This window comes from Paracoccus broussonetiae, assembly GCF_031854425.1.
Taxonomy (GTDB): Bacteria; Pseudomonadota; Alphaproteobacteria; order Rhodobacterales; family Rhodobacteraceae; genus Paracoccus; species Paracoccus broussonetiae.
This window is the reverse complement of record NZ_JAVRQI010000003.1, coordinates 44,193-71,037: the sequence shown is the minus strand read 5'-3', so window position 1 is coordinate 71,037 and position 26,845 is coordinate 44,193. Positions and strand designations below refer to the sequence as shown.

Genomic DNA, 26,845 nt, shown 5'->3' with positions numbered 1-26,845 from the left:
CGATTCGCTTTCCGTCCCCGATGCTTGGCCGCACGATTCCCCGCGACGAGAACGCCCTGCCCAGCGCCGCCCATGGTGCCGACCTGGGTCAGCTGCCGGACTGGGATCTGACCGATCTTTACCCCGCGCCGGATGCGCCCGAGCTGGCCGATGACATGGCCGCGCTGCGCAAGGATTGCTGCCAGTTCGCCCGCGACTATGAGGGACGCCTTGCCTCGCTGGACGGGCCGAAGATGCTGGAATGCATCGAGCGCTATCAGCGGATCGACACTCTTGGCGGGCGGCTGATGTCCTATGCCGGGCTGCGCTATTACCAGAACACCACCGATGGTGAGCGCGCCAAGTTCCTGGGCGACCTTCAGGACCAGATCACCGAACACACGACGAAGCTTGTCTTCTTCAGCCTCGAGTTCAACCGCATCGCCGACGACCGCTATGCCGAGGTCTTTGCCGATCCCGCCGGTCCCGGCCGCTACAAGCCGGTCTTCGACCGCATGCGCGCCATGCGTCCCTATCAGCTTTCGGATGAGCTGGAGCGCTTCCTGCACGACAACTCGGTCGTCGGTGCCGCCGCCTGGAACCGCCTGTTCGACGAGACGACCGCCGGCCTGACCTTCGATGTCGAAGGCGAGGAAATGGGGATCGAGGCGACGCTGAACCTGCTGACCGACCACGACCGTGCAAAACGCGAGGCTGGTGCACACGCACTGGCCAAGGTCTTTGGCAAGAACATCAAGCTGTTCGCCCGCGTCCACAACACGCTCGCCAAGGAAAAGGCGATCGAGGACAAATGGCGCAAGATGCCGACCTCGCAAACCGCGCGGCACCTGTCGAACCATGTCGAACCCGAGGTGGTCGAGGCGCTCAGGAATGCTGTCACCGCCGCCTATCCGCGCCTGTCGCATCGCTATTACCGGCTCAAGGCGAAATGGCTGGGGCTGGACAAGCTGCAGGTCTGGGACCGCAATGCCCCCCTTCCGAACGAAACTCCGCGGCTGATCCCTTGGGCTGACGCGCGCGCGACGGTTCTTGACGCCTATGCCGGGTTTTCCCCCAAGCTGGCGGATCTGGCCGAGCCCTTCTTCGACAAGGGCTGGATCGATGCGGGCGTGAAGCCGGGCAAAGCCCCCGGTGCCTTCGCCCATCCGACCGTGACGACCGTGCATCCCTATGTGCTGCTGAACTATCTGGGCAAGCCGCGCGACGTGATGACGCTGGCGCATGAACTGGGCCACGGCGTCCACCAGCGCCTTGCCAGCGCACAGGGCGAGCTTCTGGCTTCGACCCCGCTGACGCTGGCCGAAACAGCTTCCGTCTTCGGCGAGATGCTGACCTTCCGCGCGCTGCTGGCCAAGACCACCGACCCCGCCCAGCGCAAGGCCCTGCTCGCCGGCAAGGTCGAGGACATGATCAACACCGTCGTGCGCCAGATCGCCTTCTATGACTTCGAGTGCAAGCTTCACGCCGCCCGCGCGGAAGGAGAGCTTACCCCGGACGACATCAACGCGCTTTGGATGTCGGTGCAGGGGGAATCGCTTGGCGATGCGTTCGAGTTCATGCCGGGCTATGAAACCTTCTGGACCTATGTGCCGCATTTCGTCCACTCGCCCTTCTACGTGTATGCCTATGCCTTTGGCGATGGCCTGGTGAACGCGCTTTACGCCGCCTATGAGGACGGGCTTCCCGACTTCCAGGACAAGTATTTCGCCCTGCTGGCGGCGGGCGGCTCGCAGCATCACAAGGATCTGCTGGCACCCTTCGGCCTTGACGCTTCGGACCCCGCATTCTGGGACAAGGGTCTGTCGATGATCGAAGGCTTCATCGACGAGCTTGAGGCGATGGAGGCATGATTCATCTCGAGCCGATCGGCTGGGACGAATACGATCGCGTGGCCCATATCAGGGTCACGCCCGAACAGGAGCCGTTCTGCGGGACCATCGCAGGACATTTCGCGTCCGAGGAAACCGGCTGCGACTTTCACGCCGTCACCCGCGGCGCCCTGCCGGTCGGTTTCTTCAAGATCGACCGCGAATATCCCTCGCGCTTCGATTTCGCTGCGGAGGGAGAGCTTGGCCTGCGGGCCGTGATGATCGACCGGGCCGAACAGGGGCGCGGAAGCGGAAAAGCCGCGATGCTGGCGCTTGGCCCCTATCTTGCCCGACACTATCCGGCAGCCGGGAGCTGCGTGCTGACGGTCAACGTCGTCAACCCGGCGGCGCGCGCGATCTATCTTGCGGGCGGCTTTGTCGATGATGGCGCGCTGTATCACGGCGGCCGGATCGGTCCCCAGCACATCCTGCGGCTGCGTTTGCCGAAATTGGCGGTCGCCTAGCCGGACGGCCTCGCCTATTCTGCCGCCGCAATGATTGGGAGGAACGCCATGATCCGGCGCATCTTTTTCGCCCTGCTGGGGCTTGTGGCAATCCTGGCGGCGGTGGTTGCCTATTTCGGGCCGGGTTATGTCGAACGCAAGCTGAACCCCGTTACCGGCCCAGCTGAAGGCTGGCCCGTCTCGCCCCAGGCACAGGCGCTGCATGACAGTCTGGTCATCGGCGACTGGCACGCCGACACGCTGCTGTGGGACCGCAACATCCTGCGCCGCGCGGATCGCGGCCATACCGACATTCCGCGCCTGGCCGAAGGCAACGTGGCCGTCCAAGTCTATACCACTGTCACCAAAAGCCCGCGCGGGCAGAACTACAGCCACAACTCGGCCGAGGCGCCCGACAACATCACGCCGCTTTTTATCGGCCAACTGCGCCCGGTTCCCAGCTGGTTCAGCCTTAAGGAGCGCGCCCTGACGCAGGCGGCCGCTCTGTCCCGCGCGGTGGAAGAGGACCCGCAGGCGGTCACGATGATCCGATCGGCCCAGGACCTGCAGGACCTGCTGGAGGCGCGGCGAAACGGCGCGCACACCGTCGGCATCCTGCTGGGGACAGAAGGCGCACACCCGCTTGAAGGCAATCTCGACAATCTTCGCGTCCTTTACGGCGCGGGCTTCCGACTGATCGGCCTGACGCATTTCTTCGACAACGAGCTGGGCGGCAGCCTGCATGGCGAAGGCGGAGAAGGATCGGGTCTGAACGAATTCGGAGAGCAGGTCGTGCGCGAGATGCTGGACCGCCGCATGATCATCGACCTGGCCCATGCCAGCCCGCAGATGGTGCAGGACGTGCTGGACATGCCGGGAACGCGGCCGATCCTGTCCCATACCGGCATCCACAGCCAATGCCCCAGCCCGCGCAACCTGCCCGATGATCTGGTCAAGGCGATCGCGGCCAAGGGCGGCGTCATCGGCATCGGTTATTGGGCGGATGTTGTCTGCGGCGACAAGCCCGCCGACATCGCGCAGGCAATCCGCGCCGCGATCGCGCTGGTGGGCGAGGATCACGTCTCGCTTGGTTCGGACTATGACGGCTCGGTCGATGCGCCCTTCGATGTGTCCAATCTGGCGGTCCTGACGCAGGCGCTGATGGATGCGGGCCTGTCCGACGACCAGATCGCAAAGGTCATGGGCGGCAACATGATGCGCTATCTTGCCGAGACGCTGTGACCGCGCCAGTCTGCACCCAAAATCGGAGGAAATCATGCTGACCATCTATGGCGTCATCCGCTCGCGCGCATCGCGCGTCGTCTGGCTTTGCCACGAGCTGGGCCTGCCTTTCGAACATGTGCCCGTGATCCAAGCCTATCGCCTGCCCGATCCAGATGCGCAAGGCGCGCCCTTGAACACGCACTCGCCCAGCTTCCTTGCGATGTCTCCGGCGGGCGCCATTCCGGTCATCCGCGACGGCGATCTGGTGTTGACGGAATCGCTGGCCTGCACGCTTTACCTTGCGCGCAAGCACGGCCAGCCCTTCGGTCCCGCCGATGCGACCGAAGACGCGCAGATGCTGCAATGGAGCTTTTGCGCCGCAACCGCGCTTGAGGCGGATGCCCTGACACTGCTGTTCCTGCACCGACCGGGCCGGACCCAGTCGGGCGCGGATCAGGCCGCCATCGCGAATGCGGCCGAAAGGCTGGTCCGCCCCCTGTCGGTGATCGAGGATCATCTGTCCCGCGGCGCCTATCTGGTCGGTGGTCGTTTCACCGTCGCCGACATCAACATGGCCGAGGTGCTGCGCTATGCCCAAGGCTATCACGAGTTGATGGACCGCTTCCCCGCGACGACCGCCTGGCTTCAGGACTGTCAGGCCCGTCCCGCCTTCCAGCGCATGTGGAAAGACCGTTCGGCCGAGCCGGAATAGAGACAGCATATCGCGGCCGGGACACTATCGCTTGGGGTTTTCCCCGAACCGGCCGCTTCCCCTTGCCCAGACCTGCCACGGCATGAGATAACCCCGCTTCAGAAGAACAAGACGAGCAGGTGCGATGGCAGACGATCTCTTTCCGGTCTCGGACAAGGCAGCCGAGAGCTATTCGGCATCCTCCATCGAGGTGCTGGAAGGACTCGAGCCCGTTCGCAAGCGCCCCGGCATGTATATCGGCGGCACGGATGAACGCGCGCTGCACCATCTTGTCGCAGAAATCCTCGACAACTCGATGGATGAGGCCGTGGCCGGCCATGCCAGCCGGATCGAGGTCGAGCTGCTGGCCGATTACTCGGTCGTGATCCGCGACAACGGCCGCGGCATCCCGATCGACCCGCATCCCAAATTCCCCGGCAAATCGGCACTGGAAGTCATCCTGTGCACGCTGCACGCGGGCGGCAAGTTCTCGGGCGATGCCTATCAGACCTCGGGCGGGTTGCACGGCGTGGGCGCCTCGGTCGTGAACGCGCTGTCGGACACGATGGTCGTGCAGGTCGCGCGCAACCGCGAATTGTTCCAGCAAAGCTTCTCGCGCGGCATCCCCCAGGGCCCGGTCGAAAAGATCGGCGCGGCCCCGAACCGGCGCGGCACCACCGTCACCTTCCATGCCGACGAACAGATCTTCGGCCACCACCGCTTCAAGCCCGCGCGAATGCTGAAGATGGTGAAGTCCAAAGCCTATCTGTTCTCGGGCGTCGAGATCCGCTGGAAGTCCGAGATCGATGATGGCGAGACCCCTGTCGAGGCCACCTTCCATTTCCCCGGCGGGCTTGCCGATTACCTAACCGAGACGCTGGGCAAGTCTTCGACCTATGCCGACCGGCCCTTTGCGGGCAATGTCGACTTCAAGGAGAAATTCGGCGTTCCCGGCAAGGTCGACTGGGCGATCAACTGGACCCCCGCCCGCGACGGCTTCATCCAGTCCTATTGCAACACGGTGCCCACGCCCGAAGGCGGCACGCATGAGGCCGGTTTCTGGTCTGCGATTCTCAAGGGCATCCGCGGCTATGGCGAGCTGATCAACAACAAGAAGGCCGCCAACATCACGCGCGAGGATCTGCTGACCGGCGGTTGCGCCCTTGTCAGCTGTTTCATCCGCGAGCCCGAATTCGTGGGCCAGACCAAGGACCGGCTGGCCACCGTGGAAGCCGCGCGTCTGGTCGAGGGCGCGGTCCGCGACCATTTCGACAACTGGCTGGCGGCGGATACGAAGTCCGCGGGCGCGATCCTGGACTTCCTTGTGCTGCGCGCCGAGGAGCGCCTGCGCCGCAAGCAGGAAAAGGAAACCGCCCGCAAGACCGCAACCAAGAAGCTTCGCCTGCCCGGCAAGCTGGTCGATTGCTCGGCCACCAACCGCGAAGGGACCGAGCTGTTCATCGTCGAGGGCGACTCGGCAGGTGGCAGCGCCAAGATGGCGCGGGAACGCACGACGCAGGCGCTGCTGCCGCTGCGCGGCAAAATCCTGAACGTGCTGGGCGCGGCCAGCTCGAAACTGGGGTCCAATCAGGAAATCAACGATCTGTGTCAGGCGCTTGGCGTCAACATGGGCAGCAAGTTCAATGTCGAGGATCTGCGCTACGACAAGATCATCATCATGACCGATGCCGATGTCGACGGCGCGCATATCGCCTCGCTCTTGATGACCTTCTTCTTCACCCAGATGCGGCCGATGATCGACAAGGGGCACCTGTATCTGGCCTGCCCGCCGCTTTATCGCCTGACGCAGGGCGCACACCGCATCTATGTCGCCGACGACGCCGAGAAAGAGGCCTGGCTTGCCAAAGGCATCGGCGGCAAGGGCAAGATCGACGTGCAGCGCTTCAAGGGTCTGGGAGAGATGGACGCCAAGGACCTGAAAGACACGACGATGAACCCCAAGACGCGCAAGCTGATCCGGGTGTCCATCGACGAGGACGAGGGCGGAGAGACTGGCGATCTGGTCGAACGCCTGATGGGCAAGAAACCCGAGCTGCGCTATCAATTCATCCAGGAAAACGCGCAATTCGCGGATACTGCCGAACTGGACGTCTGACCCCGGCGGCAGGACCGGGGCGAAAGCCATTTTCTGTTAGACTTCTTCGCGCAAGGGCCTAGGGTCGGTTGGGATTCACTCGACAAGACCCACTCCTCCCCTTGCCCTCCCAAAGGAGAAGTCGTCATGCCTGAACGAATTCGGGACGGCAGCTTTGCCTCCGCCTTGGAAAACTGGATCAGCACGGGCACCGGCAATCAGGTGCAACTGGATGCGGCGACCGGAAATGCCGTGATCTTCAATGGCGGCGGCTCGGCAGGCGGGGCAACCTTGTCCCAGACGGTGGCCGTCACGCCGAACCAGACCGCGACCTTCTCCATCGATTTCGGCAAGCTGGGATTGGGCGGCGCGGTGGCGCGGTTGCAGGTCCGCATCTTCTACCTGGACAATGGCAATCAGGTCGAACTGCTGAACCAGACCGCAACGGATGCGACCGGACCCACCTATGCCAATCGCAGCCCGGCGGCGCTGGACCAGTCGATCACCGGCAGCTTCACCATCCCCGACGGTGTGACCGAGGTCGTGGTCGAGGTCATCGACGGGACCACCAACACCACGAACAACGACCTCGTCGTCGACAATGTCTCGCTGGACGTGCTGTGCTTTTGCGGCGGCACCCTGATCGAGACCCCGACCGGCCCACTTCCGGTCGAAGGACTGAAGGCGGGCGACCTTGTGGTGACTGCGCAAGGCAGCGCGCCGATCCGCTGGGTCGGTCGCAGCCGCGTCGCCGCAACCGGCAAGCTTGCCCCGGTCCGGATCGCGGCGGGCGCGCTTGGCAACGGGCTGCCGCGCCGCGCACTGCTGGTGTCGCGCCAGCACCGGATCCTTGTCCGTTCGGCCATCGTGCAAAGCATGTTTGACCTGGGCGAGGCGCTGGTGCCAGCGATCAAACTTGTCGGTTTGCCCGGCATCGCGGTCGAGGAGGGTCTGCCTGAGGTCGAGTATTTCCACCTGCTCTGCGACCGGCACGAAATCCTTTACGCCGAAGGCGCCGCCGCCGAGAGCCTTTACCTGGGGCCGCAGGCCCGGCGCTCGCTGTCACCCGAGGCCGTCGAGGAACTGACCGCGATCTTCCCCGAGTTGATGGACGGACAGCCCGGGCACGCGCCCGCCTGCTTCCTGCCGGACCCAAGGGACAGCAAGCGGCTGGTGGCGGGCCATGCGGTGCAGGCCTGCGCCCTGCAATGATCCCCTAGAAACGCATCCCGACCGAGAAGCTTGCCCCCTCGGTCCCGATGCCGAAGCTGGCCGCCCCAAAGGTGAAGCCGATCAGCGCGCCGGTCCAGACCTGTTCGGGCGTGTGCTCTCCGGCGTGAACGCGGCTCCACCCGGTCAGCCCGGCCGCGCCATAGGCCGCCGCCCCGGCCCAAGGGTCGTCCTTGAAGCATTTCCCGGCAAGGTCGGACGCGCCGAAGAAAGCGGCGGCGGTATGGCCCGAAGGAAACCCCTTGCCCTCGCCCGAGGGGCGGCGGGAAATCGGCTCACCATCAAAATACTGCTTCATTCCCCAGACCAGCGCGGCTTGCAGGACGCCGCGCACGGCAAAATCCTCAAGCCGGTCCTGATCTGCCGCGCAGACCGCCGCGGCCAGAGGCAGACCGTATTTCATCGCCGTGCCGAAATCCTCGAACGGGTCGGCCACGGCTGACACCGGCATGGCCAGTGAGCAGGCGCACAGCGCCGCGACGATCCTTGTCATGCCGCCTCCCAGATCAGATACCCGCCGCGCGCGGCATGGGCCGGTTTCCAGCATTTGCCACGCATCCTGCCGCAGGCACAGCACCGGACGCAACGCCCGCGCCCTACTCTCCCAGTCGGATCACCCGGTCCATGCGTCCGGCCAGATCAAGGTTATGGGTCGCGATCAAGGCGGAAAGCCCCGTTTCGCGCACCAAGGTCATCAGGACGTCAAAGACCTTGTCCGAGGTGCCGGGGTCAAGGTTGCCCGTCGGCTCGTCCGCCAGCAGAAGCGAGGGCGAATTCGCCAGCGCCCGGCAAAAGGCCACGCGCTGCTGTTCGCCCCCCGACATCTGCGCGGGTCGATGCCCCGCGCGATGCGCCAGTCCGACACGGGCCAGCAGATCCTGCGCACGCGCCTTGGCAGCGCTGTCGGCGACGCTGTTGGCCAATTGGGGCAAGACGATATTCTCGGCCGCCGAAAACTCGGGCAGCAGGTGGTGGAACTGATAGACGAAGCCCAACTCGCGCCGCCGCGCCTCGGTCCGGACGCGGTCGTTCTGTCGGGTCATGTCGCGCCCGTTCAGAAGCACCCGTCCGTCGTCCGCGCTATCCAGAAGCCCGGCAATATGGAGCAGCGTCGATTTCCCCGCGCCCGAAGGCGCGACCAGCGCCACGACCTCGCCACGCCCGACCGTCAGCGACAGATCGGCCAGCACCGGTACCGGCGCGGGGCCGCCCTTGCCATAGGTCTTGGATATCCCCTCAAGCACCAGAACGTCACTCATAGCGCAGGGCCTCCACCGGGTTCATGCGCGCTGCGCGGCGCGCCGGAAAGATCGTGACGACAAAGGACAGGACCAGCGACAGCCCCACCGCCTTTGCAATGTCGATACCGCGCAGCTTTGCCGGCAGTTCATAGATCCCGCGCACCGACGGATCCCAAGCCCCGCCGCCCGAGAACCAGTTCACGAAGCTCATGACATGGTCGACATTCAGCGCGAAGATCACCCCCAGCACGACCCCGGCGATCGTGCCGATTACCCCGGTGAATGCCCCGCACAGGAAAAAGACGCGCAGGACCGCGCCTTCGGTCAGGCCCATGGTCCGCAGGATGCCGATGTCGCGCCCCTTGTTCTTGACCAGCATGATCAGTCCCGAGGTGATGTTCATCGAGGCGATCAGCACAAGGATCGACAGGATGATGAACATCACGTCATCCTCGACATCCAACGCCTTCAGGAACGACCCCGAGGCATCGCGCCAGGTCCAGACTTGCGCCCGGTCGCCCGCCGCCTCCAGCAGTTGCGGCGTCCAGTCGTCGACCCTTTCGGGATCATCGACAAAGACCTGAATTTCGTCCGCCACGCCCTCGCGGTTGAAATAGCTTTGCGCTTCGGCCATCGGCATATAGATGCGCGTGCGGTCGATGTCATAGCGACCGGCCGTGAAGACATAGGTCACTTCATAGCTTTCGACGCGCGGTGCCGTCCCCAGCGCGGTCTGCGCCCCGTCCGGAGAGATCAGCCGCACACGGTCGCCAAGGTTCACCCCCAGTTCCCGCGCAAGGCCCGACCCGATGGCGATGCCTTTGTCGAAATCGTCGATACTCCCCACGCCCGTCGCCGGATCGGCGATCCGTGGGATCGCCTTCAACGCGTCCAGCGTCAGCCCATAGACCTCGGCCACATTGTTCGCGTCGTTCTGGCTGGCCATGACCTGACCGCGCACGACGGGCGTGGCGCGGACCACGCCGGGCAGCGCCGCCATCTTGGCGGCCAGCGCGTCGAAATCCTCGATCCGGCCGGGGGTGATATAGGTTTCCTCGGTCAGGTCGTTATAGAACGAGGTCGGCGCGTAATAGACCGTGCTATGGGCATTCGCGCCCAGAATCGTGTCCACGAATTCGGCCCGGAATCCCGCGCGCACGGCCAGCGTGGCGATCAGCGCCATCACGCCCAGCGTGATCCCGATCAGGCTGATCCAGGTCATCACGCTGACCCCGCCCTCGGCCCGTCGCGCGCGCAGATAGCGCCATGCGATCATGAATTCATAGCGCGAGAAAGGGGCCGGATTTGCCATCGATCACCTGTCTTTCGGTTCGAGCCTGATTGGCGTGTCCCGCGCCTTTATGCAAGCCAACAAGGGTGTGACTGCCTGCCCGGCATCACAACGGGCCGGGCCTGCGCTCTTCGGACAGCATCACGTTCGCCTCGACCTGGCCGATACCCGGCAGGGTCATGATGCGACGCCGCAGGATGCGCTCGAAATCCGCGATGTCGCGGGCGCGGACACGCAGGCGGTAATCGAACTGCCCCAGCACATGCTGCACGGTCTGGACCTCGGGGATGGCGGTGGCGGCGCGTTCGAAATCTTCCAGACTGGTGCGGCCCTTGGCAGCCAGTCGAACCCCCAGAAAGACGGTCACGCCAAAACCCAGCGCGGCCTCGTCGACCACGATGCGCCGGCCCGCGATCACCCCTGCCTCGGTCAGACGGCGAATGCGCCGCCATGTCGCGGGCTGGGTCATGCCAAGGGCGCGCCCGATCTCGGCGGCGCTGCGCGTCGCATCCGCGGCCAGAAGCCTCAGGATCGCAAGGTCGGTGGCATCGGGGGAAAAGGCCGGGCCGCTCATAACGGCAGCTCCTGCACGTCCTTGATGTTGCTGACCAGCATCAGCGCATCGGAATCCGAGACATGGGGCAGCGTCAGGATGCTTTCGCGATAGATCTCCTGCCAATGCGCCATGTCGCGGGCAATGACGGAAAGCCGCAGGTCGACCGAGCCCAGGAAATTCTGGATCTCGGTCACCTCGGGCACCAGTCGCGCGGCAGCGACAAAATCGTCGAAGGCGCGGGGCACGGTCTTGTCCAGCGTGAAGCGCAGGCTGACCTGCACCTCGTATCCCAGCTTGCGCCAGTCGATGCGGGTCTCGATGGCGCGGATCACACCGGTTTCGCGCATCCGTTCCAATCGGCGCCACAGGCTGGCCGCAGTCACGCCGGCCCGCTCGGCCAGTTCCGCATTGCCGATGCCGGGATCGGCCAGCAATTGGCGCAAAATGCGCCGATCCGTCTCATCAGGCATGATTTTTTCACCTCATGATCGTGAATGACATGATTCTTTTGAATTTTCCACCATGAATGCGAAGAATGCACAGAACTGTCCCCGTTTGCCTGCTAAAACCCCGACATCGGATATGAGGAGAGACGCTGATGCGCGTTTACTATGATCGCGATTGCGACGTGAACCTGATCAAGGACAAAAAGATCGCCATGCTGGGCTATGGCTCGCAAGGCCACGCCCATGCGCTGAACCTGCGCGACTCGGGCGCCAAGAACGTCGTCGTCGCGCTGCGCGAAGGCTCGGCCTCGGCCAAGAAAGCCGAAGCCGAAGGTCTGAAGGTCATGGGCATTGCCGAAGCGGCCGCCTGGGCCGATCTGGTCATGTTCACCATGCCCGACGAACTGCAGGCCGAAACCTACAAGAAATACGTCCATGACAACATCCGCGAAGGCGCCGCGATTGCCTTTGCCCACGGTCTGAACATCCACTTCGGCCTGATCGAGCCGAAGCCTGGCGTCGATGTCATCATGATGGCGCCGAAGGGCCCCGGCCACACCGTCCGTGGCGAATACACCAAGGGCGGCGGCGTCCCCTGCCTGTTCGCGGTCCACAACGACGCGACCGGCAAGGCGCAGGACATTGCCCTGTCCTATTGCTCGGCCATCGGCGGCGGCCGCTCGGGCATCATCGAGACCAACTTCCGTCAGGAATGCGAAACCGACCTGTTCGGCGAACAAGCCGTCCTGTGCGGCGGTCTGGTCGAACTGATCCGCATGGGCTTCGAAACCCTGGTCGAAGCTGGCTACGAGCCGGAGATGGCCTATTTCGAGTGCCTGCACGAAGTGAAGCTGATCGTCGACCTGATCTATGAAGGCGGCATCGCGAACATGAACTACTCGATCTCGAACACCGCCGAATACGGCGAGTATGTCTCGGGCCCGCGCATCCTGCCCTACGAAGAGACCAAGGCCCGCATGAAGGCCGTGCTGTCCGACATTCAGACCGGCAAGTTCGTGCGTGACTTCATGCAGGAAAATGCCGTCGGCCAGCCCTTTTTCAAGGCGACCCGTCGCATCAACGACGAGCATGAAATCGAGAAGGTCGGCGAGAAGCTGCGCGCCATGATGCCCTGGATCTCCAAGGGCAAGATGGTCGACAAGGCCCGCAACTAAGACTTGCTCCGAAAAGCCCCGCCCCGTGCGGGGCTTTTCTTTCCCGGACAGGACGCAGCAATGCAGACGGCGCTGACATTCATCATCGCGGCCATCGCCGAAATTGCGGGGTGCTTCGCCTTTTGGTCGTGGCTGCGGCTGGATCGCTCGGCCCTGTGGGCGGTGTCGGGCGTGGCCTCGCTGATCGTGTTCGCCTGCGCGCTGACGCTGGTTCCCGCCGATGCCGCCGGCCGCGCCTATGCCGCCTATGGCGGGATCTATATCGCCGCCTCGCTGGTCTGGCTGTGGGCCGTCGAAGGGATGCGCCCCGATCGCTGGGATCTGACCGGGGCCACCATCTGCCTGATCGGCACGGCGGTCATCCTGTTCGCGCCGCGCGGCGGCTGAGCCGCGCTATTCCTCCAGCACTTCCAGCACGCCCGGTACCACCCGCAGGGCCTGCCGCGCCGGAGTGGTCAGGGGCGCATCCTCGGTAATCTCGATATCGACAAGATCGTCGCCATCCTTCAGCCGCAGGGTGATCGGACCCCTTGCGCGCGAGGGAGCGTTCACTTCGGCCTGAATGCGGGCCAGGGCCGCTGCAATCCCCGGCACCGCGTCAAGGCCGGTGATCTCGACGGCAAGGCGGTTCGCTCCGGCATCGGCCACCGCCTGTTCCAGCGGCACCACGCTGCGCGCCAGCAACTTCACCTGTTCGCCCGAAGGTTCGACCTGCACCTGCAGGACGACATTCTCTCCCGGCTCAAGGTGCTGGCGATGAGCATCCAGAGTGTCGGAAAAGACCGTGACCTCGTAAAGCCCGGTCGGATCCGACAGGCCGACAAAGGCGAAACGTGTCCCGCGTGCGGATTTCTTCTCTTGTCGGAAGGCCACGGTTCCCGCCAGCGAGGCGACCAGCGCCCCGTCCTGCGCGGCCTGTGTCACCTCGGCCAAAGTCTGCACGTTCTTGCGCCGCAGCGCGGGCAGGTAATCGTCCAGCGGATGCCCGGAAAGATAGAAACCGACCGCGGCATGTTCCTCGCCCAGCTTCTCGGCTGGCATCCAGATCGGTGCGACCACGGCGCGCGGCGGCGGCAGATCCTCGCCCCCGCCGAAAAGCGACGACTGGTTCGAAGCCGCGGCCTCTTGCACCGCCGACGACCACGCCACCAGACCATCGAGTGATTTCAGCACCTTGGCGCGGCTTTCCTCGATCATGTCGAAGGCCCCGGCGCGGGCCAGCATTTCCAGCGGCCGCTTGCCGACACGGCGCATATCCACGCGGCGGGCAAAATCATGCAGGTCACGGAAGGGTCTGTCTCCCCGCGCCTGGACGATCATGTTCATCGCGTCGACCCCCACGCCCTTGAGTGCACCCAGCGCATAGACGATGCGGCCATCCTTGACGCTGAAGGTCGCAAGCGAGCGGTTGACGCAGGGCGGGACCGTCTCGATCCCCATGCGATCCGCCTCACGCTTATAAACGGCCAGTTTGTCGGTCAGGTGGATATCGCAGTTCATCACGGCGGCCATGAACTCGACCGGTTGGTTCGCCTTCAGCCATGCGGTCTGATAGCTGACCACGGCATAGGCGGCGGCATGCGATTTGTTGAAGCCGTAGTTGGCGAATTTCTCAAGCAGGTCAAAGACCTCGCCCGCCTTCTTCGCATCGACGCCGTTCCCGACCGAGCCCTGGACGAATTTCGGCCGCTCCTTGGCCATCTCCTCGGCGATCTTCTTGCCCATGGCCCGGCGCAACAGATCGGCGCCGCCAAGGCTGTAGCCCGCCATGACCTGCGCGATCTGCATCACCTGTTCCTGATAGACGATGATGCCCTGCGTCTCGGCCAAGATCGGGTCAATCGACGGATGCAGCGATTCCAGATCGCGCAACCCGTTCTTGACCTCGCAATAGGTCGGAATGTTCTCCATCGGGCCGGGGCGATACAGCGCCACCAGCGCGACGATATCCTCGATGCAGGTGGGCTTCATGCGCCGCAGCGCGTCCATCATGCCCGAGCTTTCGACCTGGAACACCGCGACAGTTCGGGCGCTGGCGAAAAGCTCATAACTGGGCACGTCGTCCAGCGGGATGGCGTTGATCTGATTTTCCGCCCCGTCGGCGGGTTCGTAAAGTTGGCGCCCGTCGGCGGCGACGTGCAGGGGACGCCCGCCCCCGTTGATCAGATCGACCGCGTTCTGGATGACGGTCAGGGTCTTGAGGCCCAGGAAGTCGAACTTCACCAGCCCGGCTTGTTCGACCCATTTCATGTTGAACTGCGTCGCCGGCATGTCCGAGGCTGGGTCGCGATACAGCGGCACCAGCTTGTCCAGCGGCCGGTCGCCGATCACCACCCCCGCGGCATGGGTCGAGGCATTGCGCAGCAGGCCTTCCAGCTTGGCGGCATAGTCCAGCAGCCGGCCCACCACCTCTTCCTTGGCGGCCTCGCGCAGGCGTGGTTCATCCGCCAGCGCCTTTGTCACGGAAACCGGCTTAACCCCCTCGACCGGGATCATCTTCGACAGGCGGTCCACCTGGCCGAAGGGCAGTTGCAGCACGCGCCCGACATCGCGGACAGCCGCCTTGGACAGCAGTGCGCCGAAGGTGATGATCTGGCCGACCTTGTCGCGGCCGTATTTTTCCTGGACGTAGCGGATGACCTCTTCCCGCCGGTCCATGCAGAAGTCGATGTCGAAGTCCGGCATCGACACCCGCTCGGGGTTCAGGAAGCGTTCGAAAAGCAGGCTGTAACGCAGGGGATCAAGGTCGGTGATGGTCAGCGCATAGGCCACCAGAGAACCCGCACCCGAACCCCGCCCCGGCCCGACCGGAATGCCCCGATCCTTGGCCCATTTGATGAAGTCCGCAACGATCAGGAAATAGCCGGGAAAGCCCATCTGCTCGATGATGCCCAGCTCAAAGCGCAGCCGCTCTTCATATTCCTCGACGGGGACCGCATGGGGAATGATCGCAAGGCGCGCGCGCAGACCGTCCCAGGCCTGACGGCGCAATTCCTCGACCTCGTCCTCGGCGAAGCGGGGCAGGATGGGCTTGTGCTTCTTGACGGCAAAGGCGCAGCGGCGGGCAATCTCGACCGTGTTCTCGATCGCCTCGGGCAGATCGGCGAACAGGGTCGCCATCTCGGCCGGGGACTTGAAGTAATGGTCCGGCGTCAAGCGGCGGCGCGGCGCAGTCTGATCGACATAGGCCCGGTCGGAAATGCAGATCAGCGCATCATGCGCGGCGAACAGGTCGGGTTTCGGGAAATAGACGTCATTCGTCGCGACCAGCGGCAGGTCGAGATCATAGGCAAGATCGATCATGCCCCCTTCCGAGGCCAGTTCCTCGGGCATGGGGGCGCCGTTGCCGTCCTTGTGGCGCTGAAGTTCGACATAAAGCCGGGTCGGAAATGCAGTCCCGAGCTGCTGCAGCAGGGCGCGCGCCTCTGGCATACGCCCCTGTCCCACCAATTGCCCCAGCGGCCCGTTCGCGCCGCCGGTCAGGCAGATCAGCCCCTCGGCATGGGCCGCCAGCTCTTCGGGCAGAATATGGGGCAGAGAACTGCCCTCACGCAGGTAAAGACAGCTGGAAAGCGCCATCAGGTTGAGCCAGCCTGCCTCATTTTGCGCCAGTAGCACGATGGGACCGGTCGTTTCGGCCTGCAGCGTCATCTGGCAACCGACAATCGGCTGAATCCCGGCGTCCTGCGCCTTGATCGAGAACTCCAGCCCGGCGAACAGCGCGTTCGTATCGGTCAGGGCGACCGCGGGCATTCCGTTTTGTGCTGCAAGATCAGCAAGTTTCTTGACCGGCACGGCTCCTTCCAGCAACGAATGTTCGGAATGCGTGCGCAGGTGGATGAATCGGGGCGAATTTTCCGGCATGGCGCCAATCTAGGCCCGACCTGTCCATCTGTGCAATTGCCCGATGGCGGAAAACCGCTAATGCTTGCCTGAAAAGTGAGAAGAGGCGCGGGACGTGACGAATATTTTCCAGGCTGAGGGCCTGGGCAAGACCTATCCGGGCGTCCGCGCCAATGACGACGTCTCGTTCACCGTCGACGCCGGTGAAATTCACGCCCTGCTGGGCGAGAACGGCGCGGGCAAGTCGACGCTGGTCAAGATGATCTATGGCCTTGTCCGCCCGGACGATGGGCAGATGACGTTCATGGGTACGCCCCACATGCCCGCCGATCCCCGCGCCGCGCGGGCGGCGGGGGTCGCGATGGTGTTCCAGCACTTCTCGCTTTTCGATGCACTGACCGTGGCCGAGAATATCGCGCTGGGGATGGAGAACCCGCCCCCTCGGCCCGAACTCGCGCGCCGCATCCTCGACCTGTCGCAAAGCTATGGCCTGCCGCTGGATCCGGCGCGGCGCATCGCATCGCTTTCGGCAGGGGAACGCCAGCGGGTCGAGATCCTGCGCTGCCTGCTGCAAAACCCGCGCCTGCTGATCATGGACGAACCGACCAGCGTCCTTACGCCGCAAGAGGCCGAGATCCTGTTTGCCACGCTGCGCCAGCTTGCGCGGGCCGGGACCGCGATCCTGTATATCAGCCACAAGCTGGACGAGATCCGCACCCATTGCGACCGGGCGACCATCCTCCGCCAGGGCAAGGTCGTCGGCACCGTCGATCCCCGCGCCCATTCGGCCCGCCAGCTTGCCGCAATGATGGTCGGTGCCGAGATGCGGGTCATCGACCGGACGGGCCGTAAACCCGGCGCGCGAATTCTGACGGTTAACGCGCTTGCGACCCATCCGGCGGGTGAAGGTGTCACCTTGAAAAATCTGGCCCTTGCGCTGCATTCCGGCGAAATCCTGGGCATCGGCGGCGTCGCCGGAAATGGACAGGAGGAGCTGCTTTTGGCCCTGTCCGGCGAAATCCCAAGCGCGCCCGGCACCGTGCTGCTGGAGGGCACCGACCTGTCCGCCGCGGGTCCCGAAACGCGACGCCGCGCCGGACTTCTGGCCGCGCCCGAGGATCGCCTTGGCCACGCCGCCGTGCCCGAGTTCAGCCTGATCGAGAACACGCTGCTGACCTCGGCCTCGCGGCAGGGCCTTGCCCGGCATGGGATCATCGATCACACGGCCGCGCGCGCCTTTGCCGAGCGTGTGATCTCGGCCTTCGACGTCCGCACGCCCGGCCCGGGAACTGCGGCAGGCGCGCTGTCGGGCGGCAACCTGCAGAAGTTCGTGATCGGCCGCGAAGTCCTGGGAAGGCCGCGTGTGCTGGTCGTGAACCAGCCCACCTGGGGGGTCGACGCAGGGGCCGCCGCCGCGATCCGGCAGGCGCTTCTGGACCTTGCCGCCAGTGGCGCGGGGATCATCGTCATAAGTCAGGATCTTGATGAATTGCTGGAATTGTCCGACCGCTTCTGCGCGCTGAACCAGGGGCGGCTTTCCGCGCCCCGCCCGACCGAGGGCCTGACGATCGACGAGATCGGCCTGATGCTGGGCGGCGCCCACGGGATGGAGGTCGGCCATGTTCCGGCTTGAACCCCGCGCCAGCGTCTCGACCGGCTGGCAGGTCGCGACGCCCGTCCTTGCCGTGATCGCGACGATGCTGGTGGGCGGCTTGTTGTTCGCAGCACTGGGGTTCGATCCCGTCGCCGCGATCCGCACCATCTTCTGGGACCCGCTTTTCGGCCCGGCCGCAGGCTATTCCCGGCCACAGCTTCTGATCAAGGCCGGTCCGCTGATCCTGATCGCGGCAGGGCTGGCGCTGGGATTCCGCGCGGGCATCTGGAACATCGGGGCCGAGGGGCAGTACATCATCGGCGGCATCTGCGGGGCGTCGGTGGCGCTAGCCGCCTATCCTCTGGACGCTGTCTGGATCTTTCCCGCGATGATTTTGGCCGGTGCACTTGGCGGCTGGGCCTGGGGGATGATCCCCGCGATGCTGCGCAACTGGTTCGGCGCGTCCGAGATCCTCGTCTCGCTGATGCTGGTCTATGTCGCGCAAAAGGTCGCGGCCTGGGCGGCTTTTGGCCCGTTGAAGAACCCCGAGGGGTTCAACTTTCCCGGTTCGCGCAACCTGCAGCAATATCCCCCCGCCTCGAACCCCGAACTGATCGCGAATACCGGTCTGCATTGGGGCGTCATTGCCGCGGTGCTGGCCCTGCTGGTCATCTGGCTGGTCATGTCGCGCCACATGCTGGGCTTTCACATCCGCACCGCGGGGGCCGCCCCGCGCGCCGCCCGCTTCGCCGGGGTCCGCCCCGAGCGGCTGGTCGCGCTGTGTCTTGGTCTTTCGGGGGCGATGGCAGGTCTTGCCGGCCTGTTCGAGGCCGCGGGCCCCGCCGGCCAGATCACCGAGAACTTCGGCTCTGGCTACGGCTTCACCGCGATCATCGTCGCGTTCCTGGGACGGCTGCACCCGCTGGGTATTCTGCTGGCGGGCCTGTTGCTGGCGCTGACCTATATCGGGGGCGAGCTGGCGCAGATGATGCTGCAACTGCCCGCCGCGACCGTGCAGGTGTTCCAGGGAATGCTGCTGTTCTTCCTGCTCGGCTTCGACCTGCTGACCCGCTACCGCATCCGGAGGAGCACATGATCGATCCGGTCACGGTATTCGTCCTGCTTCTTGGCGCCGCCACTCCCATCCTGTTCGCCGCCCTGGGGGAACTGGTGGTCGAACGCGCCGGCGTCCTGAACCTGGGGGTCGAGGGCATGATGATCGGCGGTGCGCTGGCGGGCTTTGCCATCGCCCATGCGACGGGCAGCCCCGCGCTTGGCTTTGCCGCGGCGGCAGTGGCGGGAATGGCCCTGTCGATGATCTTCGCGCTGCTGACCCAGTTCCTGTTGTCGAACCAGGTCGCGACCGGGCTTGCCCTGACCCTGTTCGGCCTTGGCCTGACGGCAATGTTCGGCAAGCCCTATGAAGGGGTCAAGGCACCCGCGATGATGGCGGGACCACTGGGCCTGAACCTGATGATCTGGCTGGGGATCGCGCTTGTCCCCGCGATCTGGTGGTTCCTTGCGCGGTCGCGCGCGGGCCTGATCCTGCGCGCCGTGGGGGAAAATCACGACGCCGCCCACGGGCTTGGCTATCCCGTCCGTAAGGTCCGCATCGCCGCCCTTGCCTTCGGCGGCGCGATGGCGGGGCTGGGCGGGGCCTACATCTCGATCGCGACCGTCCTGCAATGGACCGAGGGCATGACCGCAGGCGCAGGCTGGATCGCACTGGCGATCGTCGTCTTCGCGCAATGGAACCCATGGGGCGCGTTGGCGGGGGCCTGGCTGTTCGGCGGCGTCACCGTCCTGCAGTTGCGCCTTCAGGCGGCGGGGGTGGCGGTGCCGGTCCAGTTGCTCAGCATGGCGCCCTATCTCGCCACGATCATCGTGCTGGTGCTGATCTCGGCCCGGCAGAAATTCGGCCGCTCGGCCGGCGGTGCCGCGCCCGGCTCATTGGGCAGGCCCTTCCACACGCTGCGCTAGGGCGGCGGTTTCCAACAGGAGAGAGTACATGAAACGCAGAACCCTTCTTGGCAGCGCCGCCGCGTTGATGGCGGCATCGGCCCTGCCCGCCTTTGCACAGGACGAAAAGCTGAAGATCGGCTTCATCTATGTCGGCCCGGTCGGCGATGGCGGCTGGACCTTCCAGCACGATCTGGCCCGGCAGGCGGTGGAAAAGGAATATGGCGACAAGGTGGAAACCACCTTCATCGAAAGCGTGCCCGAAGGCGCGGATGCCGAACGCGCGCTGACCCAGCTGGCACTGGCGGGCAACAAGCTGATCTTCGCAACCAGCTTCGGCTTCATGGATGCGACCGTGAACGTCGCCAAGAAATTCCCCGACATCAAGTTCGAGCACGCGACCGGCTACAAACGCGCCGACAACCTGTCGACCTATGACGCGCGCTTCTATGAAGGGCGCGCGGTTATCGGCACCATCGCGGGCCGCATGACCAAGTCGAACAAGATCGGCTATATCGGCTCCTTCCCGATCCCCGAGGTCGTGCAGGGCATCAACTCGGCCTTCATCCACGCCCGCAAGGTGAACCCCGATGTCGAGATGAAGGTGGTCTGGGTCTATAGCTGGTTCGACCCCGCGAAAGAGGCCGATGCCGCCGCTGCCCTGATCGCCGAGGGAGTGGATGTGTTCATGCAGCACACCGACTCGACCGCGCCACTTGCCAAGGCACAAGAAGCGGGCGCGCTCGGCTTTGGCCAGGCCTCCGACATGTCGGCCTTTGCGCCGAAGCCGCGGATTTCGTCGATCGTGGACAACTGGGCACCCTATTACATCAAGCGCGTGGGTCAGGTGCTGGACGGCAGCTGGCAGTCGCAGGGCGTGTGGCTGGGCATCGGCGACGGCGAGGTCGTGATCGGCGAGATCACCGACGCCGTCCCCGCCGAGGTCAAGGCCGAGGCCGAAGCCTTGAAGGCCAGCATCGCCTCGGGCGAGCATCACCCCTTCACCGGCCCCCTGAAAAAGCAGGATGGCAGCGACTGGCTGGCCGACGGACAGAAGGCCACGGACGAAGAGCTTTCGGGCATGAACTTCTACGTCGAGGGCATCACCGCCCCGATGCCGAAGTAAGCCATCGCCGAAACGAAAAACCGGGGCCACAGGCCCCGGTTCACGCAGCGCGAAGGCCGCCTATTCCAGGTGGCTTTCCATGAACCACAGATCCTTGTCGGCCGTGCGCGACGCGCCGGTGAACAGGTCTGCCGTATCGGCATCGCCCGCCTCGTCGGTCGTATCGATGGCGGCACGGACCTTGGCGCCATAGTCCCGCATACGTTCACAGACCGCCTTGATGTGATCCTCGGCCTTCGTCAGATCGGTCGGGTATTCCTTCAGCGAACTGGCCTTGGCCACCTTCTCGACCGTGCCCACGGCCACGCCGTCCAACTGCTGCACGCGTTCGGCCATCTCGTCGACATGGACCTGGAGGTTGGAAAAGACGGTGTCGAAAAGTTCGTGCACCGCGATGAAGTTGCGGCCCTTCACGTTCCAATGCGCCTGCTTGATCGCCGCCGAAAGGGCGACGGCATCGGCAAGCCGGGCATTCAGCTCGGCGATCGCGGTCTTGCGGGCATTGTCGGTAAGGCCTTGAAGATTGACGGCCATGACGGTTCCTCTTGCTATCGGGTCCGCCCTGTCAACACGGCGCGCGCGCGCCCGGTTCCATCTCGCAAGCCTGATTGAAACAAAACGAAAAAGGCGGTGCTTTCCCCGTGGAAAGCACCGCCTTCGATCCGCCAGAAAGCGATGGTCTGATCAGACCGCGCCCTGGATGAATTTCACGGCATCGCCGAAGGTCTGGATGGTCTCGGCGGCGTCGTCCGGAATCTCGATCCCGAATTCTTCCTCGAAGGCCATGACCAGTTCGACGGTATCCAGAGAATCGGCGCCCAGATCGTCGATGAAGGAGGCGCTCTCGGTCACCTTGTCCTCGTCAACGCCAAGATGCTCGACGACAATTTTCTTCACGCGATCAGCAATATCGCTCATGTCTCTTCCTCATTTTCGCGGGCATCCGCCCAAAATGTGACGGCTTGCGCCGACGACAGCCCAGGGCGGTTCCCCTGCGGCCTTATTCGCGGGATATAGCACGCGAACGTGATCTTGCAACCGGATAAACCGTAGATCACAGCATCGCCATCCCCCCGTTAACATGCAGGGTGGCTCCGGTGACATAGCCTGCCTCGCCGCTGGCAAGATACAGGACCGCTGCGGCGATTTCCTGTGCATTCCCCATGCGCCCGGCCGGGATCTGCCCAAGGATACGCCCCTTCTGCTCGTCGTTCAGCTTGTCGGTCATCGCGGTTTCGATAAAGCCCGGTGCCACGCAATTCACCGTGATCCCGCGGGACGCGACCTCATAGGCAAGGCTTTTCGACATGCCGACCAGCCCGGCCTTGGCGGCAGCATAGTTGCCCTGCCCCGGATTGCCTGTGGCCCCGACGACCGAGGTGATGTTCACGATCCGGCCCCAGCGCGCCTTCATCATGCCGCGCAGCACGCCCCGGCACAGCCGGAAGCTCGAGGTCAGGTTCACGTCCAGCACCTGCGCCCATTCCTCGTCGGACATGCGCATGAACAGGTTGTCGCGGGTGATCCCGGCATTGTTCACCAGGATATCGACGCTGCCCATTGCGGCGGCGGCGGATTTCGGCAGCGCCTCGACCGCCTCGGCATCGCCAAGATTGGCGGTGACCACATGGGCGCGCTCACCCAGCTTCGCAGCCAACTCCTGCAGCGGCGCTTCGCGCGTGCCCGACAGCGCAACGGTCGCGCCCGCCTTGTGCAATGCCTCGGCGATCGCACCGCCGATCCCACCCGATGCGCCCGTGATCAGGGCATTCTTGCCGGTCAGATCAAACATCCCAAGCCTCTTCACTGTTTTCGAAATACCCCGGGGGAATCCCGCAGGGATGGGGGCAGAGCCCCCGTTCTGGCTTCAGCCCTTCAGCGCGGCAATATCGGCAGGCGTGCCGATGTTGCGCGTCACCGCATCCTTCGCGATCCGCTTGATCATGCCCGACAGCGCCTTGCCCGAGCCGATCTCCCAGAACTCGGTGACGCTGGCCCCGGCCATGAAGGCAACGGACTCGCGCCAGCGGACCGATCCGGTGACCTGCTCGACCAGCAACTGACGGATCATCGCCGGGTCGGTGACTGGCGCGGCGCGCACGTTGGCGACGACCGGCACGGCGGGGGCCGTAATCTCGACGCGGGCCAAAGCCTCGGCCATCACGGCGGCCGCGGGTTCCATCAGCGCCGAATGGAAGGGGGCCGAGACCGGCAGCATAAGCGCTCGCTTCGCGCCCCGCTCCTTCGCAATCGCCGCCGCGCGTTCGACGGCGGCCTTGTTCCCGGAAATGACCACCTGGGCCGGATCGTTGTCATTGGCGGCCTGGCACACCTCGTCCCCGGCGGCTTCGCGCGCGATCTGATCGACGGCCGAGAAATCCAGCCCCAGGATCGCGGCCATCGCGCCCTGCCCGACCGGCACCGCATCCTGCATCGCGCGGCCCCGCAGGCGCAGCAGCCGGGCGGTATCGGCAAGTGACAGCGCCCCGGCCGCGCAAAGCGCCGAATACTCGCCCAGCGAATGGCCCGCGACAAAGGCCGCATCCTGGATCCCGTAGCCCTCGGCCTCAAGCGCGCGGAAAGCCGCGACCGAGGTTGCCATCAGCGCGGGCTGGGCATTCTGCGTCAGCGTCAGCGTCTCGATATCGCCGTTCCAGACCAGATCGGACAGTTTCTCGCCCAGCGCCTCGTCGACCTCGGCAAACACCTCGCGCGCGGCGGGATAGGCCTCGGCCAGCTCGCGCCCCATGCCGACGACCTGGGCGCCCTGGCCGGGAAATACGAATGCCCGCATCCTGCAGTCCTTCCGTTGTTATTTCCGAACAGCCTTAACGGCTGGCGGACCCGACGGCAACTGCGCTGCATCAGCGTGGAATGACGATTTCGGCCCGCAAACCGCCCAGCCTGGTGCCGTTGACCAAACGCAATTGCCCGCCATGCGCGCGCGCAATATCGGCCGCGATCGACAGGCCCAGCCCGACGCCCTGCCCCTGGTTCTGGTTGCGCGCGGGGTCCAGGCGCGTGAAGGGTTTCAGCGCCTCCTCACGTCGCTCGGCAGGGATGCCCGGCCCGTCATCCTCGACCGAGACGCGGAAATAGCTTGGTCCCAACGCCGCCTCGACCTCGACCTGGTCGCCATAGCGGACGGCGTTCCCGATCAGGTTCTCGACCGCACGGCGCAGGCTGTCCTGCCGAAAGGTCGCCTGCCCGGCCTGATCGCCCTGCATTTCGCCCAGCTGCACCTCCTGCCCGCCGCGCTGTGCATCCGCGACGATGTTTCGCACGAATTCCAGGGCCGGAACCGGGGCCGGTGGCGCATCCTGTGCCGCGTCGCGCGCATGGACCAGAAAGGTATCGATCATCCGGCCCATCGCGGTCACGTCGCCCTCCAGGGCGGCAATCTCCTCGGGTTCGGGCGGCAGGTCCGGCGACAGCATCGAGATGCCCAGCCGCAGCCGCGTCAATGGCGTGCGCAGGTCATGGCTGACCCCGGACAGCATCAGCTTGCGCTGTTCGTTCTGCCGTTCGATCCGCGAGCGCATTTCCAGGAATGCGGTGCCGGCGCTCCGGATCTCGGTCGCGCCGACCGGACGATAAGGGATGATCCGTCCCTTGCCATATTCCTCGGCCGCGCGCGCCAGACGACGGATCGGGCGCAACTGGTTGCGCAGGAAGATCGTGGCGATGGCCGTCATCAGAAGCGAAGTTCCGACCATCAGCACCAGCAACTGGTGCGGGTTCGAGGCGCTGACACGCTCTCGCGGGAAGACGAGTTGATAGGGACCAAACTTGCTGTCCAGCGTCACCCGCACCTCGCGCCGGTTGCTCAGGTCGACGCCGCGGACCTGCGCCACGCGGGAATTCAGTTCGCTGATGACAACGCGGCCGGACAGATCATAGAAGACCCGCCAGTCCCGCGCCGGTTCGGTCGCGGGCAGGATCAGCTGCAGTTCCAGCGGCCCCGCCTCGCGCTGCGCCGACTGGCGCGCGGCGTCGATATCGGGCGCCTCGTCGATCCGGCGTGCGATCAGGGCAAGCTCGCGCGTCATCCCGACGGTCATCTGCCGCGTGACGTCCTCGAAGTGTCGCTGCAGGAACATCACCGTGACGACGACGGTCACTGCCACCACCGGCAGGAACAGGATCAGCGCGGCGCGGCCGTAAAGCCCGCGCGGCATCACCTTCTTCAGCCATTCGAATTCCATTCCGCCACCTTCCGACAGGATCTGCGCCGGACCTTTGCCTGCCGCCCGGACGCGGGCTAGGTTAGCGCCATGACACATGCCTCGAAAGCCCTGCGGGTCATCACCGCTGCAAATCCCTCGCCCCTGACGGGACCGGGAACCAATACTTTCCTGCTGGGCCGCGACCGGATCGCGGTGATCGACCCCGGCCCCGACCTGCCCGAACATCGCGCGGCGATTCGGGAGGCGGCGGCAGGTGGCAGGATCACCCATATCTTCGTCACCCATGCCCATCTGGATCATTCCGGCGGTGCCGCGGCGCTGGCGCACGACACCGGCGCCCCAATCCTGGGCTTCGGCCCGCCCGAGGCCGGGCGCTCGCCCCTGATGCAGCGCCTGGCGCTGGAAGGCGGGCTGAACGGGGGCGAGGGGCTGGACCGCAGCTTCCAGCCCGACATCCTGCTGCGCGACGGCGACTCGGTCGAGGAGCGGGAATGGACGCTGACCGCGCTGCACACCCCCGGCCATTTCGCGGGCCATCTCAGTTTCCGCTGGGACGACGTGATCTTTTGCGGGGATGTCGTGATGGGCTGGTCCTCGACCTTGATCTCACCGCCGGACGGCGATCTTGGCGACTACTTCCGTTCGCTGTCGCGCCTGGGTGCCGAAAGCCCGGCTCGGCTTCTGCCTGCGCATGGCGACCCGATCGAGGCGCCTGCAACGCGACTGGCGGAACTTGCCACCCATCGGCGCGAGCGCACGGCCCAGATTCTTGCGGCGCTGCGGGACGCACCGGCGGATGCGGCAGCGCTTGCGGCGCGAATCTATGACATTCCCCCGCAACTGCTGCCTGCCGCGACCCGCAACGTGCTGGCACACCTGATCGCGATGGCCGAACTTGGCGTCGTCACACCCGCCGCCGCGCTGTCCGCGACCACCGTATTCAGCACCTCCTGACAGGTATTTGCCATTTATTTTCATCAACTTGTAAAGTTTTCAGAAAAAAGTGCGACACCCCTCTGGACGACCCCGAAAGCCGCGGCTATACACCGCCCCGTGTTCCGGCGTAGCTCAGCGGTAGAGCAGTTGACTGTTAATCAATTGGTCGTAGGTTCGATCCCTACCGCCGGAGCCAAAATCAAAGAAAGCCTTTGATGATGGCAAGAAAATGGCACCCACTCGGGTGCCATTTCTCGTTTCCGGGAACGGCTCCCGCCCGCCCCTGCAACATCTCCGCCTTCAGACTCTCAGCGCCCACAGGGCGAACAGCGGCTCATCCTCGGACCTCATCGCGTGGACGGCGTTCGGCGGCACGAAGAAGCTGCCGCCAAGACCGGGCTGGAACCAGTCGCGACCCGGCTTGCGGAAACTGCCCGGCGACAGGACCAGATAGGTCTCCTCGGGCGCGTGCTGGTGGTCGGGATAGCGGGTCTGCGGGGCCAGCAGGCTCAGCCCGATCCACATGTCCCGGCGCTCCTCGATCCCGCCCGGACCCAGCAGCATGGCATTGGCGTGACTGGACTGGAAATTGGCGCTGGCTGTCGCGTCCCCGGTCCTTTTCCGCCAGCAAAGCAGCGGCGAAAGCGCGCGGATCGCCTGCAGCAGATCCGCCAGATCCTCGTATTCCGGCCGTCGATCCAGCGCCGAATCCAGCCATTCGCCCACGACTGGCAGGGTGGCCGGGGCCGCACCGCTGTCGCCGGGGGCGGTCACAGCTTCGGCGATGCGTTGAAGCGAGGCCGGCGAACCGCCGTCATGTGCCCGCGCCTGCATCGCGGGCAAGGCGATATCGATAAACTCCTGCAAGGCCTGCGGTCGCGTCATGTCTTTCCCCTCCCTTGGAATCGATGGGTGCGCGACCATGCCGCGCGCCCGTTTC

The 26,845-nt window shown here is 65.0% G+C and carries 25 protein-coding genes and 1 tRNA gene; 14 read left to right on the top strand and 12 right to left on the bottom strand.

Annotation, left to right across the window (positions count from 1 at the left end; translation table 11 throughout):
• Positions 1 to 20: 20 nt before the first annotated feature.
• The 6 genes from RM190_RS04505 (at position 21) to RM190_RS04480 (ending at position 7,533) form a co-directional block, all read left to right on the top strand.
• Positions 21 to 1,850: a M3 family oligoendopeptidase gene (locus RM190_RS04505; protein WP_311758458.1), complete on the top strand. Its 1,830-nt coding sequence runs from the start codon at positions 21 to 23 to the stop codon at positions 1,848 to 1,850.
• On the top strand, positions 1,847 to 2,332 hold the full coding sequence (locus RM190_RS04500; RefSeq protein ID WP_311758211.1) for a GNAT family N-acetyltransferase: 486 nt from the start codon (positions 1,847 to 1,849) through the stop codon (positions 2,330 to 2,332). Before RM190_RS04505 ends, RM190_RS04500 begins: the two co-directional genes overlap by 4 nt.
• Positions 2,333 to 2,380: 48 nt before the next feature.
• A complete protein-coding gene (locus RM190_RS04495) occupies positions 2,381 to 3,553 on the top strand; it encodes a dipeptidase (RefSeq protein WP_311758210.1) in 1,173 nt (390 codons plus the stop codon).
• Positions 3,554 to 3,587: 34 nt separating this feature from the next.
• Positions 3,588 to 4,247 carry a glutathione S-transferase family protein gene (locus RM190_RS04490; protein ID WP_311758209.1) on the top strand — a complete coding sequence of 220 codons (660 nt, stop codon included), beginning with the start codon at positions 3,588 to 3,590 and terminating at the stop codon, positions 4,245 to 4,247.
• Between the two features lie 124 nt (positions 4,248 to 4,371).
• Positions 4,372 to 6,342, top strand: a complete 1,971-nt coding sequence (gene parE / locus RM190_RS04485; protein ID WP_311758208.1) for a DNA topoisomerase IV subunit B — start codon at positions 4,372 to 4,374, stop codon at positions 6,340 to 6,342.
• A 126-nt stretch (positions 6,343 to 6,468) separates the two neighbouring features.
• A complete protein-coding gene (locus RM190_RS04480) occupies positions 6,469 to 7,533 on the top strand; it encodes a Hint domain-containing protein (protein ID WP_311758207.1) in 1,065 nt (354 codons plus the stop codon).
• A 4-nt stretch (positions 7,534 to 7,537) separates the two neighbouring features.
• Here RM190_RS04480 and RM190_RS04475 read toward each other — a convergent pair whose 3' ends face one another.
• The 5 genes from RM190_RS04475 to RM190_RS04455 all read right to left on the bottom strand — a co-directional run bounded on the left by RM190_RS04475 (position 7,538) and on the right by RM190_RS04455 (position 11,109).
• Positions 7,538 to 8,044 carry a phosphatase PAP2 family protein gene (locus RM190_RS04475; protein WP_311758206.1) on the bottom strand — a complete coding sequence of 169 codons (507 nt, stop codon included), beginning with the start codon at positions 8,042 to 8,044 and terminating at the stop codon, positions 7,538 to 7,540.
• A 103-nt stretch (positions 8,045 to 8,147) separates the two neighbouring features.
• Complete coding sequence (locus tag RM190_RS04470; RefSeq protein WP_311758205.1) at positions 8,148 to 8,810, bottom strand: ABC transporter ATP-binding protein; 663 nt, start codon at positions 8,808 to 8,810, stop codon at positions 8,148 to 8,150.
• Entirely contained in the window at positions 8,803 to 10,104 is a 1,302-nt protein-coding gene (locus tag RM190_RS04465) for a lipoprotein-releasing ABC transporter permease subunit (protein WP_311758204.1), read from the bottom strand. The genes RM190_RS04470 and RM190_RS04465 overlap by 8 nt, the downstream gene beginning before the upstream one ends.
• Positions 10,105 to 10,189: 85 nt before the next feature.
• Positions 10,190 to 10,657, bottom strand: coding sequence for an Lrp/AsnC family transcriptional regulator (locus RM190_RS04460; protein ID WP_311758203.1), 468 nt, complete (start codon positions 10,655 to 10,657; stop codon positions 10,190 to 10,192).
• On the bottom strand, positions 10,654 to 11,109 hold the full coding sequence (locus RM190_RS04455) for an Lrp/AsnC family transcriptional regulator (RefSeq protein ID WP_311758202.1): 456 nt from the start codon (positions 11,107 to 11,109) through the stop codon (positions 10,654 to 10,656). Before RM190_RS04455 ends, RM190_RS04460 begins: the two co-directional genes overlap by 4 nt.
• A 128-nt stretch (positions 11,110 to 11,237) precedes the next feature.
• Between RM190_RS04455 and ilvC the strand changes: the two genes are divergently transcribed.
• Together ilvC and RM190_RS04445 are read left to right on the top strand one after the other, a co-directional pair.
• A complete protein-coding gene (gene ilvC / locus RM190_RS04450; protein ID WP_311758201.1) occupies positions 11,238 to 12,260 on the top strand; it encodes a ketol-acid reductoisomerase in 1,023 nt (340 codons plus the stop codon).
• 60 nt (positions 12,261 to 12,320) lie between these two features.
• On the top strand, positions 12,321 to 12,647 hold the full coding sequence (locus tag RM190_RS04445; protein ID WP_311758200.1) for a YnfA family protein: 327 nt from the start codon (positions 12,321 to 12,323) through the stop codon (positions 12,645 to 12,647).
• A 6-nt stretch (positions 12,648 to 12,653) separates the two neighbouring features.
• On the opposite strand, the gene dnaE is transcribed toward RM190_RS04445, so the two are convergent.
• Positions 12,654 to 16,124 (bottom strand): DNA polymerase III subunit alpha, encoded by a 3,471-nt coding sequence (gene dnaE, locus RM190_RS04440; protein WP_311758199.1) that lies wholly within the window; start codon positions 16,122 to 16,124, stop codon positions 12,654 to 12,656.
• Positions 16,125 to 16,218: 94 nt separating this feature from the next.
• Here dnaE and RM190_RS04435 point away from each other — a divergent pair, with 94 nt between their 5' ends.
• The 4 genes from RM190_RS04435 to RM190_RS04420 are packed head-to-tail and all read left to right on the top strand — an operon-like array spanning position 16,219 to position 20,782.
• The gene (locus RM190_RS04435; RefSeq protein WP_311758198.1) at positions 16,219 to 17,736 is read left to right on the top strand and encodes an ABC transporter ATP-binding protein; all 1,518 of its coding nucleotides are present in this window, start codon (positions 16,219 to 16,221) and stop codon (positions 17,734 to 17,736) included.
• Positions 17,723 to 18,793, top strand: a complete 1,071-nt coding sequence (locus tag RM190_RS04430) for an ABC transporter permease (RefSeq protein ID WP_311758197.1) — start codon at positions 17,723 to 17,725, stop codon at positions 18,791 to 18,793. Before RM190_RS04435 ends, RM190_RS04430 begins: the two co-directional genes overlap by 14 nt.
• Entirely contained in the window at positions 18,790 to 19,677 is an 888-nt protein-coding gene (locus RM190_RS04425) for an ABC transporter permease (protein ID WP_311758196.1), read from the top strand. The genes RM190_RS04430 and RM190_RS04425 overlap by 4 nt, the downstream gene beginning before the upstream one ends.
• Positions 19,678 to 19,705: 28 nt before the next feature.
• Entirely contained in the window at positions 19,706 to 20,782 is a 1,077-nt protein-coding gene (locus tag RM190_RS04420; protein ID WP_311758195.1) for a BMP family ABC transporter substrate-binding protein, read from the top strand.
• A gap of 60 nt (positions 20,783 to 20,842) precedes the next feature.
• On the opposite strand, the gene dps is transcribed toward RM190_RS04420, so the two are convergent.
• From dps to RM190_RS04395, 5 genes are all read right to left on the bottom strand, one after another.
• On the bottom strand, positions 20,843 to 21,316 hold the full coding sequence (dps, locus tag RM190_RS04415; RefSeq protein WP_311758194.1) for a DNA starvation/stationary phase protection protein Dps: 474 nt from the start codon (positions 21,314 to 21,316) through the stop codon (positions 20,843 to 20,845).
• Between the two features lie 150 nt (positions 21,317 to 21,466).
• Positions 21,467 to 21,700, bottom strand: a complete 234-nt coding sequence (locus RM190_RS04410; RefSeq protein WP_028720942.1) for an acyl carrier protein — start codon at positions 21,698 to 21,700, stop codon at positions 21,467 to 21,469.
• Between the two features lie 136 nt (positions 21,701 to 21,836).
• Complete coding sequence (fabG, locus tag RM190_RS04405; RefSeq protein WP_311758193.1) at positions 21,837 to 22,574, bottom strand: 3-oxoacyl-ACP reductase FabG; 738 nt, start codon at positions 22,572 to 22,574, stop codon at positions 21,837 to 21,839.
• A 75-nt stretch (positions 22,575 to 22,649) separates the two neighbouring features.
• Positions 22,650 to 23,576 (bottom strand): ACP S-malonyltransferase, encoded by a 927-nt coding sequence (fabD, locus tag RM190_RS04400; RefSeq protein ID WP_311758192.1) that lies wholly within the window; start codon positions 23,574 to 23,576, stop codon positions 22,650 to 22,652.
• 70 nt (positions 23,577 to 23,646) lie between these two features.
• The gene (locus tag RM190_RS04395; protein WP_311758191.1) at positions 23,647 to 24,987 is read right to left on the bottom strand and encodes an ATP-binding protein; all 1,341 of its coding nucleotides are present in this window, start codon (positions 24,985 to 24,987) and stop codon (positions 23,647 to 23,649) included.
• A gap of 69 nt (positions 24,988 to 25,056) precedes the next feature.
• Between RM190_RS04395 and RM190_RS04390 the strand changes: the two genes are divergently transcribed.
• Positions 25,057 to 25,923: an MBL fold metallo-hydrolase gene (locus tag RM190_RS04390; RefSeq protein ID WP_311758190.1), complete on the top strand. Its 867-nt coding sequence runs from the start codon at positions 25,057 to 25,059 to the stop codon at positions 25,921 to 25,923.
• Positions 25,924 to 26,026: 103 nt separating this feature from the next.
• A tRNA-Asn gene (locus RM190_RS04385) sits at positions 26,027 to 26,101 on the top strand.
• A 104-nt stretch (positions 26,102 to 26,205) separates the two neighbouring features.
• Here RM190_RS04385 and RM190_RS04380 read toward each other — a convergent pair.
• Entirely contained in the window at positions 26,206 to 26,790 is a 585-nt protein-coding gene (locus RM190_RS04380) for a dimethylsulfonioproprionate lyase family protein (RefSeq protein WP_311758189.1), read from the bottom strand.
• Between the last annotated feature and the right edge of the window lie 55 nt (positions 26,791 to 26,845).